This is a genomic window from Pseudoalteromonas sp. LC2018020214, assembly GCF_016598755.1.
Lineage (GTDB): Bacteria > Pseudomonadota > Gammaproteobacteria > Enterobacterales > Alteromonadaceae > Pseudoalteromonas > Pseudoalteromonas distincta.
Genome location: NZ_CP066804.1, coordinates 3,378,451 through 3,395,020, shown reverse-complemented (window position 1 = coordinate 3,395,020; position 16,570 = coordinate 3,378,451). Strand labels below are relative to the sequence as shown.

At 42.6% G+C, this 16,570-nt stretch carries 9 protein-coding genes, 3 tRNA genes and 3 rRNA genes; 11 read left to right on the top strand and 4 right to left on the bottom strand.

Annotated elements, in window-relative coordinates; translation table 11 throughout:
* The first annotated feature begins 893 nt into the window (after positions 1 to 893).
* From JG479_RS15145 to rrf, 3 genes are all read left to right on the top strand, one after another.
* A 16S ribosomal RNA gene (locus JG479_RS15145) occupies positions 894 to 2,429 on the top strand.
* 297 nt (positions 2,430 to 2,726) lie between these two features.
* A 23S ribosomal RNA gene (locus JG479_RS15140) occupies positions 2,727 to 5,616 on the top strand.
* A 143-nt stretch (positions 5,617 to 5,759) separates the two neighbouring features.
* Positions 5,760 to 5,874, top strand: a 5S ribosomal RNA gene (rrf, locus tag JG479_RS15135).
* The 16S, 23S and 5S rRNA genes sit together here, the layout of an rRNA operon.
* A 593-nt stretch (positions 5,875 to 6,467) precedes the next feature.
* On the opposite strand, the gene JG479_RS15130 is transcribed toward rrf, so the two are convergent.
* The 3 genes from JG479_RS15130 to uvrD form a co-directional block, all read right to left on the bottom strand.
* Positions 6,468 to 7,316, bottom strand: a complete 849-nt coding sequence (locus tag JG479_RS15130; protein WP_200219600.1) for a chemotaxis protein — start codon at positions 7,314 to 7,316, stop codon at positions 6,468 to 6,470.
* A gap of 103 nt (positions 7,317 to 7,419) precedes the next feature.
* A complete protein-coding gene (locus JG479_RS15125) occupies positions 7,420 to 9,489 on the bottom strand; it encodes a GNAT family N-acetyltransferase (protein ID WP_200219599.1) in 2,070 nt (689 codons plus the stop codon).
* Entirely contained in the window at positions 9,467 to 11,632 is a 2,166-nt protein-coding gene (gene uvrD, locus JG479_RS15120) for a DNA helicase II (RefSeq protein WP_002963007.1), read from the bottom strand. The genes JG479_RS15125 and uvrD overlap by 23 nt, the downstream gene beginning before the upstream one ends.
* Before the next feature lie 303 nt (positions 11,633 to 11,935).
* Between uvrD and JG479_RS15115 the strand changes: the two genes are divergently transcribed.
* From JG479_RS15115 to JG479_RS15105, 3 genes are all read left to right on the top strand, one after another.
* Positions 11,936 to 12,160: a hypothetical protein gene (locus JG479_RS15115; RefSeq protein WP_002963009.1), complete on the top strand. Its 225-nt coding sequence runs from the start codon at positions 11,936 to 11,938 to the stop codon at positions 12,158 to 12,160.
* A gap of 116 nt (positions 12,161 to 12,276) precedes the next feature.
* Entirely contained in the window at positions 12,277 to 12,645 is a 369-nt protein-coding gene (locus tag JG479_RS15110; RefSeq protein WP_002963010.1) for a YacL family protein, read from the top strand.
* Positions 12,646 to 12,725: 80 nt separating this feature from the next.
* A complete protein-coding gene (locus tag JG479_RS15105; RefSeq protein WP_200219598.1) occupies positions 12,726 to 13,349 on the top strand; it encodes a dUTP diphosphatase in 624 nt (207 codons plus the stop codon).
* 15 nt (positions 13,350 to 13,364) lie between these two features.
* On the opposite strand, the gene yrfG is transcribed toward JG479_RS15105, so the two are convergent.
* Positions 13,365 to 14,012 (bottom strand): GMP/IMP nucleotidase, encoded by a 648-nt coding sequence (yrfG, locus tag JG479_RS15100; RefSeq protein ID WP_007378908.1) that lies wholly within the window; start codon positions 14,010 to 14,012, stop codon positions 13,365 to 13,367.
* A 61-nt stretch (positions 14,013 to 14,073) separates the two neighbouring features.
* On the opposite strand from yrfG, the gene nudE reads away from it, so the two are divergent.
* The 5 genes from nudE to JG479_RS15075 all read left to right on the top strand — a co-directional run bounded on the left by nudE (position 14,074) and on the right by JG479_RS15075 (position 15,951).
* Positions 14,074 to 14,646, top strand: a complete 573-nt coding sequence (gene nudE / locus JG479_RS15095; protein WP_154903622.1) for an ADP compounds hydrolase NudE — start codon at positions 14,074 to 14,076, stop codon at positions 14,644 to 14,646.
* Positions 14,639 to 15,442 carry a 3'(2'),5'-bisphosphate nucleotidase CysQ gene (gene cysQ / locus JG479_RS15090; protein ID WP_182695533.1) on the top strand — a complete coding sequence of 268 codons (804 nt, stop codon included), beginning with the start codon at positions 14,639 to 14,641 and terminating at the stop codon, positions 15,440 to 15,442. The genes nudE and cysQ overlap by 8 nt, the downstream gene beginning before the upstream one ends.
* Positions 15,443 to 15,578: 136 nt before the next feature.
* A tRNA-Met gene (locus JG479_RS15085) sits at positions 15,579 to 15,655 on the top strand.
* Positions 15,656 to 15,735: 80 nt separating this feature from the next.
* Positions 15,736 to 15,812 (top strand) — tRNA-Met (locus tag JG479_RS15080).
* A 62-nt stretch (positions 15,813 to 15,874) separates the two neighbouring features.
* Positions 15,875 to 15,951, top strand: a tRNA-Met gene (locus JG479_RS15075).
* Positions 15,952 to 16,570 lie beyond the last annotated feature (619 nt).

Genomic DNA, 16,570 nt, shown 5'->3' with positions numbered 1-16,570 from the left:
TTTACTTTATATAGTGATTTACAGTTATTAATAATAGCACTTCGAATTTAACTGCCATTAAGCAATCCCTAACGAAGTTTTTATTGATTAGAGCTGATCAGAAGACATAAGGGTTGCTCTCTTATCTATATACCGGTACTAAGAACCTCATAGTAAAGCTAACCATTGGGGCCTTAGTAAACTCACTTCTCAAATAAAAATATAGCCCAATGAATTTAAATCTCAGCTTTTGACTATTTCAAATGATTTTAGTAACACGACTCTTAACTTATTGGTTGGCTTTTTCAGCATTGATGATCCAAATATGTCCCTACTGATCACTAGTTACCATAACTTTGACTTTAAATAGCTCTATAAACCTCTCAATACAGGTGGTTTAGTTGTGTTTTTGAGCGTTTAGCTCAAATACTCAGCGAACAGCACATTATTTCAAGTTTTCTTCAAAAAAGGGTTGATCTGTTTTTGGATCTCCCTATAATGCGACCCCACTGAGACGGGAAACAGCAACGCATAGCGAGGCACGAACAACTCAGGGTGTTAAGTAAAACTTAGAGTGAATCTTTTTAGAAAGTTTAAATTTAAGTATTGACAAAAAAATAGGAAAGCGTAATATGCGCAGCCCTAGCGAGATAAAGTTCAATTTTATAATCGCAACGTTCTTTAACAATATAAAGCAATCATCTGTGTGGGCACTCGTACAGATTGAGTTCTAACAGCCAAACTACTTCGCTCTTTATTGAGCAAGTAGCGAGGCAAACAAATTAGAGTCTCAATTGAAAACTGAGTGACCAACAGAATAGTTATTTCGGTAATTATTCGGCACAGTCAATTCAATATCGAAAGATATTAAAAAATTCAGAATTCATTGAGCTGTCGAAAGACATAAAACTTTTTAATTGAAGAGTTTGATCATGGCTCAGATTGAACGCTGGCGGCAGGCCTAACACATGCAAGTCGAGCGGTAACAGAAAGTAGCTTGCTACTTTGCTGACGAGCGGCGGACGGGTGAGTAATGCTTGGGAACATGCCTTGAGGTGGGGGACAACAGTTGGAAACGACTGCTAATACCGCATAATGTCTACGGACCAAAGGGGGCTTCGGCTCTCGCCTTTAGATTGGCCCAAGTGGGATTAGCTAGTTGGTGAGGTAATGGCTCACCAAGGCGACGATCCCTAGCTGGTTTGAGAGGATGATCAGCCACACTGGGACTGAGACACGGCCCAGACTCCTACGGGAGGCAGCAGTGGGGAATATTGCACAATGGGCGCAAGCCTGATGCAGCCATGCCGCGTGTGTGAAGAAGGCCTTCGGGTTGTAAAGCACTTTCAGTCAGGAGGAAAGGTTAGTAGTTAATACCTGCTAGCTGTGACGTTACTGACAGAAGAAGCACCGGCTAACTCCGTGCCAGCAGCCGCGGTAATACGGAGGGTGCGAGCGTTAATCGGAATTACTGGGCGTAAAGCGTACGCAGGCGGTTTGTTAAGCGAGATGTGAAAGCCCCGGGCTCAACCTGGGAACTGCATTTCGAACTGGCAAACTAGAGTGTGATAGAGGGTGGTAGAATTTCAGGTGTAGCGGTGAAATGCGTAGAGATCTGAAGGAATACCGATGGCGAAGGCAGCCACCTGGGTCAACACTGACGCTCATGTACGAAAGCGTGGGGAGCAAACGGGATTAGATACCCCGGTAGTCCACGCTGTAAACGATGTCTACTAGAAGCTCGGAGCCTCGGTTCTGTTTTTCAAAGCTAACGCATTAAGTAGACCGCCTGGGGAGTACGGCCGCAAGGTTAAAACTCAAATGAATTGACGGGGGCCCGCACAAGCGGTGGAGCATGTGGTTTAATTCGATGCAACGCGAAGAACCTTACCTACACTTGACATACAGAGAACTTACCAGAGATGGTTTGGTGCCTTCGGGAACTCTGATACAGGTGCTGCATGGCTGTCGTCAGCTCGTGTTGTGAGATGTTGGGTTAAGTCCCGCAACGAGCGCAACCCCTATCCTTAGTTGCTAGCAGGTAATGCTGAGAACTCTAAGGAGACTGCCGGTGATAAACCGGAGGAAGGTGGGGACGACGTCAAGTCATCATGGCCCTTACGTGTAGGGCTACACACGTGCTACAATGGCGCATACAGAGTGCTGCGAACTCGCGAGAGTAAGCGAATCACTTAAAGTGCGTCGTAGTCCGGATTGGAGTCTGCAACTCGACTCCATGAAGTCGGAATCGCTAGTAATCGCGTATCAGAATGACGCGGTGAATACGTTCCCGGGCCTTGTACACACCGCCCGTCACACCATGGGAGTGGGTTGCTCCAGAAGTAGATAGTCTAACCCTCGGGAGGACGTTTACCACGGAGTGATTCATGACTGGGGTGAAGTCGTAACAAGGTAGCCCTAGGGGAACCTGGGGCTGGATCACCTCCTTATACGATTTAGAACTTATTTGTTCGTAGTGTCCACACAGATGATTGTTAATTAGTGCTTGTTCTTCGGAATAACTAATTAATATGCTCTTTAAAAATTTGGAAAAGCTGATAATAAAATTCTGATAGATACTTTGTATTTATCAAGAGTTTTCAAAAGTAAAAAAAGAATGGTAGCAGTACCATTCAGTGCCATTTGATTGACGTTTTACGTTGATTGATTGGTATCTACTTTAGTATTCAATATTGACTTCTGGCGAAGTTAAACTGTCACAAAACAAAGACCCGTTTGGGTTGTATGGTTAAGTGACTAAGCGTACACGGTGGATGCCTTGGCAGTTGGAGGCGATGAAGGACGTATTAACTTGCGATAAGCCTAGTCAAGCTAGTAAAAAGCGCTTGAGACTAGGATTTCCGAATGGGGAAACCCACCTGCTTGCAGGTATCGTTAACTGAATACATAGGTTAACGAGGCGAACGCGGAGAACTGAAACATCTAAGTACCCGTAGGAAAAGAAATCAACCGAGATTCCGAAAGTAGCGGCGAGCGAAATCGGAACAGCCCTTAAGCTTATTATGTGTTAATGGAAGGCTCTGGAAAGTGCCACGATACAGGGTGATAGTCCCGTACATGAAAAGACATTTTAAGTGAAATCGAGTAGGTCGGAGCACGTGAAACTTTGACTGAATATAGGTGGACCATCATCTAAGGCTAAATACTCCCAACTGACCGATAGTGAACCAGTACCGTGAGGGAAAGGCGAAAAGAACCCCTGTGAGGGGAGTGAAATAGAACCTGAAACCGTGTACGTACAAGCAGTAGGAGCCCACTTGTTGGGTGACTGCGTACCTTTTGTATAATGGGTCAGCGACTTATATTTTGTAGCGAGGTTAACCGAATAGGGTAGCCGTAGGGAAACCGAGTCTTAACTGGGCGACTAGTTGCAAGGTATAGACCCGAAACCCGGTGATCTAGCCATGGGCAGGTTGAAGGTTGAGTAACATCAACTGGAGGACCGAACCCACTAACGTTGAAAAGTTAGGGGATGACCTGTGGCTAGGAGTGAAAGGCTAATCAAACCGGGAGATAGCTGGTTCTCCCCGAAATCTATTTAGGTAGAGCCTCGGACGAATACTTACGGGGGTAGAGCACTGTTAAGGCTAGGGGGTCATCCCGACTTACCAACCCTTTGCAAACTCCGAATACCGTAAAGTAATATCCGGGAGACACACGGCGGGTGCTAACGTCCGTCGTGAAGAGGGAAACAACCCAGACCGCCAGCTAAGGTCCCAAAGTCATAGTTAAGTGGGAAACGATGTGGAAAGGCCCAGACAGCCAGGAGGTTGGCTTAGAAGCAGCCATCCTTTAAAGAAAGCGTAATAGCTCACTGGTCGAGTCGGTCTGCGCGGAAGATGTAACGGGGCTAAACTATGCACCGAAGCTGCGGATTCAGAATTTATTCTGAGTGGTAGGGGAGCGTTCTGTAAGCGGTTGAAGGTGTACCGGGAGGTATGCTGGACGTATCAGAAGTGCGAATGCTGACATGAGTAACGATAATGGGAGTGAAAAACTCCCACGCCGGAAGACCAAGGGTTCCTATCCCATGTTAATCAGGGTAGGGTAAGTCGACCCCTAAGGCGAGGCCGAAAGGCGTAGTCGATGGGAAACAGATTAATATTTCTGTACTCGATATAATTGCGATGGGGGGACGGAGCAGGCTAAACAAGCATGGCGTTGGTAGTCCATGTGAAAGTGAGTAGGTTGGCGACTTAGGTAAATCCGGGTTGCTATTAAGACTGAGACACGAGACGAGTCACTAAGGTGATGAAGTTGTTGATGCCATACTTCCAGGAAAAGCCTCTAAGCTTCAGATTATATGGAATCGTACCCCAAACCGACACAGGTGGTCAGGTAGAGAATACTAAGGCGCTTGAGAGAACTCGGGTGAAGGAACTAGGCAAAATCGTACCGTAACTTCGGGAGAAGGTACGCTCCTATCTGTGATGAGACTTGCTCTCTAAGCGGACGGGAGCCGCAGTGACCAGGTGGCTGGGACTGTTTATTAAAAACACAGCACTGTGCAAAATCGCAAGATGACGTATACGGTGTGACACCTGCCCGGTGCCGGAAGGTTAATTGATGGGGTTATCCTTAGGGAGAAGCTCTTGATCGAAGCCCCGGTAAACGGCGGCCGTAACTATAACGGTCCTAAGGTAGCGAAATTCCTTGTCGGGTAAGTTCCGACCTGCACGAATGGTGTAACCATGGCCACGCTGTCTCCACCCGAGACTCAGTGAAATTGAAATCGCAGTGAAGATGCTGTGTACCCGCGGCTAGACGGAAAGACCCCGTGAACCTTTACTACAGCTTGGCACTGAACATTGAACCTACATGTGTAGGATAGGTGGGAGACTTTGAAGCAGCGACGCTAGTTGTTGTGGAGTCAACCTTGAAATACCACCCTTGTAGTTTTGATGTTCTAACGTTGGCCCCTGAATCGGGGTTACGGACAGTGCCTGGTGGGTAGTTTGACTGGGGCGGTCTCCTCCTAAAGAGTAACGGAGGAGCACGAAGGTTGGCTAAGTACGGTCGGACATCGTACGGTTAGTGTAATGGTAGAAGCCAGCTTAACTGCGAGACAGACACGTCGAGCAGGTACGAAAGTAGGTCATAGTGATCCGGTGGTTCTGAATGGAAGGGCCATCGCTCAACGGATAAAAGGTACTCCGGGGATAACAGGCTGATACCGCCCAAGAGTTCATATCGACGGCGGTGTTTGGCACCTCGATGTCGGCTCATCACATCCTGGGGCTGAAGTCGGTCCCAAGGGTATGGCTGTTCGCCATTTAAAGTGGTACGCGAGCTGGGTTTAGAACGTCGTGAGACAGTTCGGTCCCTATCTGCCGTGGGCGTTTGAGAATTGAGAGGGGTTGCTCCTAGTACGAGAGGACCGGAGTGAACGAACCGCTGGTGTTCGGGTTGTCATGCCAATGGCATTGCCCGGTAGCTACGTTCGGAACTGATAAGCGCTGAAAGCATCTAAGCGCGAAGCAGGCCTCGAGATGAGTTCTCACTAGACTTTTAAAGTCTCTGAAGGGCCGTTGAAGACTACAACGTTGATAGGCAAGATGTGGAAGTGGTGTGAGCCATTAAGCTAACTTGTACTAATTACCCGTGAGGCTTAACCATACAACGCCAAACGCGTTTTATGCGACAGTTTGACAGAAGTTAATATGACTAAAGTAGAAATTACTGAAAAGACTTAAAAAATATTATCAGATATTTTCCAAATTCAGTTAGTGCGTAGCGATACGGATTAACGCCCAAATTTGCTTGGTGACAATAGCGTTTTGGACCCACCTGACTCCATGCCGAACTCAGTAGTGAAACGAAACAGCGCCGATGATAGTGTAGCATTTGCTATGTGAAAGTAGGACATTACCAGGCTTCAAATTGTAGAAAGCCCGAATCTAACGATTCGGGATTTTTTACGTCTGCAGAAAAGTAAAATGTGCGCAATTAACGCACACTCACAGTAATATTCATCTCGTAGGTCGGGCGAGCGTAGCGACTCCCGACACAAAGAGAGTGTAGCATTTCACTGTGACTCTCTACCGCTGTGGGCACTACGATATTACCAGGCTTCAAATTGTAGAGACCCGTTACAGCAATGTGACGGGTTTTTTGCTATCTGGGATTTAATAAATAGCCAAGAGCCCAAACCGCACTCAGCAGTGAAACAAAACAGCTCGAAGGCGAGTCCCGCGGAAGGTCTCCCTGACACAAAGAGAGTGTAGCATTTCACTGTGGCTCTCCACCGCTGTGGGCACTACGACATCCTACTGCGTAGCGCACCGACCTCACATTGTAGAGAGCCCGACTAGAAATAGTCGGGCTTTTTTACATCTCCAGAAAAGTGAAATATGGGGGAGTAACGGACATTACATACTCGATTCTTTTCTAATTTATCTAAATGTACAAGTTGAGCGGAAAAGCTCATTATTCCAGTACTAAAGTTAATAACCAAATTTAAAGGCTATTTAAAATAGTCCATAAGCTTGGGTTTCTTCACTTTCAGATTCTTCTAGTTGAGCTGGTTTAAATATTACGCTTGGATCAATTAATACACTATGCTTTTGGGGGAGCTTGATTAATCCTAGCATCATATTTTTAGTTTGTGGGTCTAGATCAAAACCAACCTCAGTGAGCTTATCCAGTGGCTTTATGTCTTCTTTTTTATAGTCGATATTATCTTCAACCTTATCTACTAATAAACCAACATGTGGATTTAATCCGTCTTTGGTGGTGAAAACAATAATAGGTTTATAGTCTAAGGTTATTTGCTCTTTAGCTGATTCAAATAAACGCTCTAGCTGAATTAGGTTACTACGCTTAATTTTTTCGAGCAGAGTTGATACTTGTTTATAATCGCTTCGATTATGGGCTGCTATAGCTGCTTTTGCTGTCTCTAGTAATGATTGGAAGGGCTCATCAAGCCGAGACATTGTTAATTTTAAGTCTTCATTGTCGGTGTTGAATTCTTTGTAAAACAAAACAAAATCTTGTAGTTCTGCGTCATTATTTGAAATAGAAGCCGAGCTATTTAATAAGTTACTTTGAAGGGTATTAAACCAGTTTAATAGTTTGTCTTGCCATATTCTTAGTTGTTTTAGTACATGCGCATTACTTTGTTCAGTTGAGATATTATTTAAAATAATACCTAAATCAAAAACAGGTGTTGGTATATCCATATAATCTTTAACACCAATAAAGCTTTTATTATTGTTTGGTAAAGTTGTTAGATTATTGTCAAAGCGCTCAGTTAATAAAATATCGAGTATTTTTAGCGAAATTGTTTTGCAGCCCACTTTAAAGTTTATTAATTCCATGCCTTTATCTTAATTTACCTATTAATGCTTTAAGGATAGAACAAATTAAATAAATAGCTTAAAGATGGATAAAATTTAACAGAGATAGGGCAACTAGAAATTATTAGATGGTGCTAGTGAGGTTTTTTATGGCACGTTTAAATTGATTCTCAAGCTGCTTTTTTCCTAATAAACCTAAGTGTTGAATCACTTTTTCATTACTTTCATTTTGAAGTACTAACTTTATTAACAGTTGTTTATCAGACTCTGTTAATTGATATATACAAGAAGGTGACTGGCTCAGTAACTGCCAAAGAGTTGCAGAGATACTAAATTGAGTGAAGTTACTTTTAGTGAGCAGCGCTAGTCGCTCGTGAGTCTCTAGGCTTATTAACTCGTCGCTAAATCCTTCAATTAGGATATTCACGAGTTGCCAATCTAGTGTTTTAAAGTGTGTTAAGAGCCCATAAAAAAAATCGTTTTTAAACTGCTTTTTCAAAGGTTGAATAATTGTACTTTTGTCACTCAAGCATTTAACCACAAGCGCCGAATGTTCAGCGGTGCTTTTATCGCGTTGATAACCTAATTTTACAGTATCAAACCCTAGGTTTTGCCAAAAATTAAGTAACTGCGCTGTTGCGCCAAAGCTTGCACCAAGCCAACTACATTGGCTTTTTACCTGCGACTCGCAATAACTAAGTAACTTTTTACCAAGTCCTATATTGTGGGAACTCGGATCAATCGCTATTCGTACAACGCGGGCGCTCAGTTGTGTTAAACAGTCATTATTAAAGCTAAGTTGTGAGAGTGCTTGCGCCATTAAATGTCCTTGCGGACGGCGCTCTCCACTTATAACTTGTAGGGCAAGTTCTTCACTCAAACCACCTTCTATGGCGATTAAGCATACGCCAACTAATTGATTATTAATTTTGCTAATAAATAGTCTTTGCGATGGTGCGTCTAGTAGTTGGCGTAAGTCGTTGACACTACTTTGATAGTGAGCCAGTGCAAGTAGGGCAATAACTTGCTGCAGTAAAGATTCATTGTTTACAAGGGATTGCTGAGTTACTTCGCTATGAATTGGCTGCTCTAATTCATCACTCCTTAACTCTATATATTCTGCATCGAGTGCAAGCAAGGTGCGAATGTGCTTCTCGAGGGGATCGTGTTTAGCAAAACGCAGTGGCTCATCAAGCGTTACAACTTTAGAGGCTTTATAGTGTGCTTTAATATAGTTACTAAAGCGAATGGTATAACCCCTACCATTGCCCTCATACCCAACCAGAGTGCTTGCAAATACTATACGAGGGTAATGAGCTAGCATTAGTAGTAATAACGGAACAGGGATTGCTGCAGCTTCATCAACGAGTAGTAAATCGCACTCAGGTAGTGTGTTTAATAACGCGTCAGGTGCAACGTAGTGCAAGTTGGCGAGCTGTTTATGTTCAGCGTTGTATTGAAGGCTTAACTCTTGGGCTAAATGTTTAAAGCTGCTATGGGTCGCTTTAAACTGAGTGCTGCAAATAATTACTTTTTTATCAGTTAGTTTTGCCGCGGCTAAGCCAAGTGCTGCCGACTTACCTCTGCCTCTATCAGCATTAATGAGTAAAGGCCTGTTTGCACGGCCATTAGCTACTTTTACTATCTGCTCAATACAGTTTTGCTGTGGCTCATAATCAATTTTATTATGCATTACATAGCTAGCGTTATTACTAATACAGCCATTTTTTTCACTAAAGTGAAAAGCAGGTAACGGTTCAATAATAGTCGCGAAACGTTGATTAAATATGCTGTAGTCAATGCTCTGACCGTGTGATTGCACTGTACTTAATGCTGGATCTTGCCAAGAGGCTAAATCATCTAGTTCAGGCAGTAATAAAAACAGTATACCGCCTGCTTTAATGGTTCCGGCAAGTGCTGCAAGTTTATCAGGGTGCAAACCACTAAAACCATCGTAAACAGCATGAGCAAATTCTTGCCCTAAAATTTGGTGTGTGCGAGTAGGCCAGTACGAATTTTTAATTGCGCACTGCTTTGATACAACAAGTGTATTGTTTTCATCTATTAATGAGTTAAGTATTTCATAACACCAAGCTGGGCTGCCCGTGATCAACACTAGCTGACGATGATACGCGCCAGCTAATTGTTGCTCTAACTCATTTAGGTGTGCTTTATACCGCTTGTAATCGTGCATAGGCCGTTACTAACCATTTGCTACCAAGGTCGTCAAAGTTAACTTGTACGCGAGATTGTGCGCCACTACCTTCATAATTCAGTACAGTACCAATACCAAACTTAGCATGCAGTACGCGTTGTCCTAAGTTAAAGCCACTGTCTTCAAATGCGGCATGGCTAACTGATGCGCTAAAACGCCCAGCGGCAGGCGGGCGAGAAACCTGTGTTTTAATACGGATTTCTTCTACGCAGTCTTCAGGGATTTCGCGTAAAAAGCGAGATGGGCTATGGTATTTTTCTTGCCCGTATAAACGGCGACTCTCAGCATGGCTAATGTATAACTTATCCATTGCTCGTGTCATGCCTACATAACAAAGGCGGCGCTCTTCTTCTAAGCGACCCGACTCTTCGTTGCTTTGCTGAGAAGGGAACATGCCTTCTTCTACGCCTACCATAAACACTAGCGGAAACTCTAAGCCTTTAGCTGAGTGAAGCGTCATCATTTGTACGGCGTCTTCGTGTTCTTCTGCTTGTCCTTCACCTGACTCAAGTGACGTATGGGCTAAAAAGCCTTGTAAAGGTGAGCTGTACTCTTCGTCTTCAGGCAGCTCATACTGATCACAAGCGCTAATTAGCTCTTCTAAGTTTTCTACGCGAGCACGGCCTTTTTCACCTTTTTCGGCTTGGTACATTGCCATCAAGCCTGAGGTTTGAATTGTGTACTTGGCTTGCTCATGCAAAGTTAGGTCGCTAATTTTATCTTCTATTTGTTCAACGAGTTCTACAAACTTACTTACTGCACCAGAAGCACGACCAGATAAATGCTGTTGTTCTACAATTGCTTTTGCGGCATACCAAAGCGGTAACGATTCTGCTCGTGCACAATCGCGTATATGGCTCAATGTTTTATCGCCAATACCGCGTGCTGGCGTATTAATTACACGCTCAAACGCGGCATCGTCTTGACGATTACCTACTAGGCGTAAGTACGACAACGCATCTTTAATTTCTTGTCGTTCGAAGAATCGCATACCCCCATAAATACGGTATTTTAAGCCTTCTTGCAGCATGGCCTCCTCGAGTACACGAGATTGCGCGTTACTACGGTATAAAATTGCGGCATCTTGTAGGGCATTACCTGCATTTAACCAGCTTCGTAGTTTGCTACTTACAAAGCGTGCTTCGTCTAACTCATTAAATGCCGCATAAATAGAAATTGGCTCGCCATCGTTACCGTCGGTCCATAAGCTTTTACCCATACGCTCTGAGTTATTTTGAATTAATGCATTAGACGCTTTCAAAATAGTTGCTGTTGAACGGTAGTTTTGTTCAAGACGAATGGTTTCTGCGCTAAAGTCAGTTAAAAATCGTTTAATATTTTCGATTTTAGCACCGCGCCAACCGTAAATACTTTGGTCATCGTCGCCTACAATCATGATACTGCTTGTATCGCCTGCAAGTAACTTTAACCAAGCATATTGAATGGTATTTGTATCTTGGAACTCGTCTACGAGCATATGTGCAAAGCGTTGCTGATAATGACGCAGTAACGTTGGGTTATTTTTTAACACTTCGTAGCTGCGTAGTAATATTTCGGCAAAATCTACTAGGCCTGCTCTATCACAGGCCTCTTGGTAGGCGGCGTAAACACGCAGCATCATTTGCTCGTTAATATCGTATGCTTGAATATCTTTAGGGCGAAGTGCTTCATCTTTTTTAGCGCTGATGTACCAGCCAAATTGTTTGGCGGGCCATTTTTTATCATCGATATTCATCGATTTTAATAAGCGCTTGATCATCCGAAGTTGATCGTCAGAGTCTAAAATTTGAAAGGCTTCTGGTAAGTTAGCTTCACGGTGATGAGCACGTAAAATACGATGCGACAAACCATGGAACGTACCAATCCACATACCACCTACAGGGGCTTTTAGTGTTTCTTCAACGCGGCTGCGCATTTCTTTAGCCGCTTTATTAGTAAAGGTTACGGCAAAAATACTGTAAGCAGATGCTTGCTCAACTTGCATAAGCCACGCAATACGATGAACTAACACTCGTGTTTTACCAGACCCAGCACCTGCTAATACCAGCATGTTTTGTAGTGGGGCTGCAACGGCATCGCGTTGTTTGTCATTTAAGCCATCGAGTAATTGTGAAACGTCCATCGTTACGCCTTTTTAATCAATATTGTGGGCAGTATAACAGGTGTTTTTGTTAGGCTAAATAAAATACTGTTTTTATAAACAGCTATTTATAAAATAGCCTTAAAAACGAGTAACTTGATAATTTTTTGAACAAACAAAAAAGCGTAAACGCACAATAAAAATTGCTAATTTGACCTAAAGTTAGCAAAATTTACTAACTCTCTAAATCTAGACCAATTTAACTATTTGATTTGTAAGCTTTAATAAATTGGCATAGAGTGTGTAAGTAAATAATTATAAAATCAAACAAATACAGAGGTTAGTATGGCAGATCAAGGTTCTGGCGGTAACGTAATCGCAGCATTATGTAATATATTTTTTCCTGGTTTAGGGCAGTTAGTGCAAGGGCGTATTTTAGCGGCTATATTTTTTGCACTCGCTATTATAATAAGTTACGCACTAATTTATGTGCTTGTAGGTTTTGTACTAGTGCCTATTATTTACTTATGGTCGATTATTGACGCAGCGCGTTATAGATCGCGAAGTTAACTGCTTTAAAGTTGAATAAAATAGCGCCCTTGTGGCGCTATTTTACTTTATATGTCCTGTGGTTTACGGGCGTTTACGTATATAATTACGCAATTAAAGATTTACAGGCAAATCCTATGGAATATCAATTTATTCGCGACCCTATTAGTGGGCTACGTATTAAAATAAGTAGTGAACACGCTATTATTGGTCGCTGGCTAAACGAAGAAATAGGCAAAGACAAAGTAGCTATGGTTCAAGCGCTTATTGCATCGGTGAGTTCAAGCTATGAGCCGCTAACGCTAAAAGGCCAAGAAATAGATTTAATATTAACCAAAGACGAAGCACTATTTGAAGCCCATGCGCTTCATCAAGACAGTGAAGACCTAATAGCGTATCAAGATGACGATTTAGCGCTTGAAGAAAATGGTTTAAGTAGTGGTTGTGGCTTTGAAGATTTCATTGATTTAATTGATTCATGGGCTGAATTTAGCGGCTCAAAGTAAACTACATATTAAGATAGTGCTGATGCGTTAAGCTTCCTTTATCTGTACTATTACACTAATCAAAAACGACAGGAATGAATATGTCTGCCAATTTAAACAAGCTAGTAGTTATGCTAGAAATGCAAAATGCCATGAACACTAAAGTACATGAGCAATGGTTTACTCAAGGATTCGAATGGTACCGCGCTATTTGGGTTGAGTGCGCTGAAATGCTGGATCATCATGGTTGGAAGTGGTGGAAAAAACAAACACCAGATACTGAACAAGTTATTTTAGAGTTGGTTGATATTTTTCATTTTGGTCTATCGCTTAGAATTGACGGCAAAACTAGCTACGAAGACTTAGCAAAGCAACTTGAAGCTGAGCTTAGTAATGCTCAACAAGCGGATGACTTTAAACAAACGCTAGAAATATTAGCGGCTTCCGCCGTTGCAGATAAAACGTTTAATGCCGCTGCCTTTGCCGGCTGTATGGCGCAAATGGGTATGGATAATGATGATTTATATCGCGGCTACGTAGGTAAAAACACGTTAAACTTTTTCCGTCAAGATCATGGCTACAAAGACGGTAGCTACATTAAAGAGTGGAACGGGCAAGAAGATAACGAGCATTTAGTTGAAGTAGTTAAAAGCCTTGATACAGAACATGCAGATTTTGCAAAGTTAGTGTACCAAGGCCTTGAAGCGCGTTACCCAAAAATCTAGCCCACGTAAACTGAGTTAAATAATCTTACGATAGTCGGTAACACTCAGGTAATCGGCTATTTCGTTATGTGGTTGTTGGCTATCAGGGTTAGCAACTGCAAGTAAGTGCTCGATGCCGTATTCTCGTGCGGCATTTAATACCGGCACACTGTCATCTACAAACAAAGTGCGCTGCTTATTAAACCCTAAGTCTTTTTGTACTTGGTGCCACAAACTTTGCTGCTCTTTACTTACTCCATATTCATGAGTAGACACTACACCATCTAGGTAGTTATCAATCGCTGTATGCTCAAATTTCAGCATGACACTCTCAGGGTGGGCGTTGGTAAGCAAAATTAACTCTTTGCCTGCTTTTTTAAGCTCGGTTAAAAAATGAGGTACATCTTCGCGCATTTTAATTAAATGCTGAGACTCTCGTTTAAGTTCCATTATAGGCAAGCTTAATTGCTGCTCCCAATAATCTAAACAATACCACTGTATTTGACCGCTCACAGCTTGATAGCGTTTTAAAATATCTGCTTTAGCTGCATCTAGGCTAATGCCTCTAGCTAATGCGTGTTGCGCAGGGATAACGTTAAGCCAAAAATGACTGTCGTAATGTAAATCGAGTAATGTTCCATCCATGTCGAGCAAAACGGTATCGATTTTTGACCAATTTAACATAGGAATTTCAACTTATAAGGTTTATTATTGAACTAACTGCCATGATAGCAAATTAACGCCAATGACACAGAAAAAGCACCCAACACCACCACAAATCCTCAGTAACAATGTTGTTGCTAAAAGTCGCCTGTTTACTGTGGAGTCTTTAGAGTTAAAGTTTTCTAATAACGAAGAGCGCCAGTATGAGCGAATTCGCGGCGGTGGCCGGGGAGCAGTGATGATTGTTCCGTTAAGTGCAGATAATGAGTTACTACTTGTACGTGAATACTGTGCGGGCACAAACAATTACCAGTTAGGTTTTCCTAAAGGCTTAATTGATCCGGGCGAAACGCCAGAGCAAGCTGCTAACAGAGAACTTAAAGAAGAAATTGGCTTTGGTGCTGAGTATTTTAAACCATTAAGAACAGTAACAATGGCGCCGAGTTACTTTAATGCCACTATGCATATTTTATTTGCTAAGCAATTATACCCTCAAACCCTTATTGGTGACGAACCAGAGCCGCTAGTTGTTGTTAAGTGGCCATTAACTCAGTGGCAGTCATTATTAGACCAAGAAGATTTTACCGAAGCACGCAGTGTTGCAGCTTTGCTATTATTAGATAAGTATTTAGCGTCTGGAGCTGCCGATGAATAAATTAATCGAACCGTGCATTGAATTAGCTGAGCGTGCTGGCGATGCAATTATGGCCATTTATAAAAAAGGCGATATTGGCCAACAAGAGAAATCAGATAATACGCCTGTTACCAAAGCTGATCTAGCAGCAAATGACGTACTTGTTGCTGGATTAAAAGCACTTGCACCCGATATCCCAATTATGTCGGAAGAAACACCTATACCAGCACTCGCCGACAGACAAGATTGGCAGCGTTATTGGTTGCTCGATCCGATGGATGGTACAGGCGAATTTATTTTAGAAAGTGGCGACTTTGCAGTAAACATTGCATTGATTGAAAATAATCACCCTGTGCTTGGCGTTATTCATTGGCCTGCAAAAGGTGTGACTTATTTTGCTACTGCTAAAAATGGTGCCTTTAAACGTGAAAACTCAATTGATAAGCAAATATCTGTAGCGCCGCCAGAGAGCTTGACGCTTGCAGTGAGCCGCCGCCAAAAAATAGAAGCGGTGAGTCAGTATTTAAATAGTCAGTTTACAACGATTGCTATTGGTTCGTGTTCTTTAAAAGCCTGTACTGTTGCAGAGGGCAAAGCAGATTGTTTTTTAAGAATTGGTCCAACGGGAGAGTGGGATACAGGTGCTTCACAAGTTATTGTTGAAGAAGCCGGTGGTTGTATTACGGATGCAGAATTTAATCCGCTAACGTACAACCAACGAGAGAGTACTGAGAACCCTGACTTTATAGTGATGGGACATCCCGACTGGGAATGGCAAAAAATGATTAATCCACATCAAAGATTGATCGCAGAGTAGTAATTTGATTGCTTTTTGTTCGGTTGAACAACTTTAATTAGTTTAGGTCTTGCATTAAATGTTTATTCCTATATAGTAGCGCTCTCTTCAAGGCAGGCAAGTAAATATTACGAAAATGCTTTAAAGAAATTACAGGCGCGGGATGGAGCAGTCTGGTAGCTCGTCGGGCTCATAACCCGAAGGTCGTCGGTTCAAATCCGGCTCCCGCAACCAATTTCCTTAGGGATTGAGGTTACTGTAAATTCTAACTTAAGAGATAAAATAAAGTAGTCGATAGACTTAAAATATACAGGCGCGGGATGGAGCAGTCTGGTAGCTCGTCGGGCTCATAACCCGAAGGTCGTCGGTTCAAATCCGGCTCCCGCAACCAATTCTTTAATTGGAAGCCAAGTTGTAATGTAAGCAACTTTAAATAAGTCTACAAATTTCAGGCGCGGGATGGAGCAGTCTGGTAGCTCGTCGGGCTCATAACCCGAAGGTCGTCGGTTCAAATCCGGCTCCCGCAACCACTGAAATAAATAAGAATGAAACGACACGCTTAAAGCGTGTTTTTTTATGTCTAAAATTTGGTGTGTATATTGTGGCTCATAACCCGAAGGTCGTCGGTTCACCTTTTATAAGTTCAGGCTCCCGCAACCACTGAAATAAATAAGAATGAAACGACACGCTTAAAGCGTGTTTTTTTATGTCTAAATTTAGTTTGTATATTGTGGCTCATAACCCGAAGGTCGTCGGTTCACCTTTTATAAGTTCAAGCTCCCGCAACCACTGAAATAAATAAGAATGAAACGACACGCTTAAAGCGTGTTTTTTTATGTCTAAAATTTAGTGTGTATATTGTGGCTCATAACCCGAAGGTCGTCGGTTCACCTTTTATAAGTTCAGGCTCCCGCAACCACTGAGATAAATAAGAATGAAACGGCACGCTTAAAGCGTGTTTTTTTATGTCTAAAATTTAGTGTGTATATTGTGGCTCATAATCCGAAGGTCGTCGGTTCACCTTTTATAAGTTCAGGCTCCCGCAACCACTGAAATAAATAAGAATGAAACGGCACGCTTAAAGCGTGTTTTTTTATGTCTAAAATTTGGTGTGTATATTGTGGCTCATAACCCGAAGGTCGTCGGTTC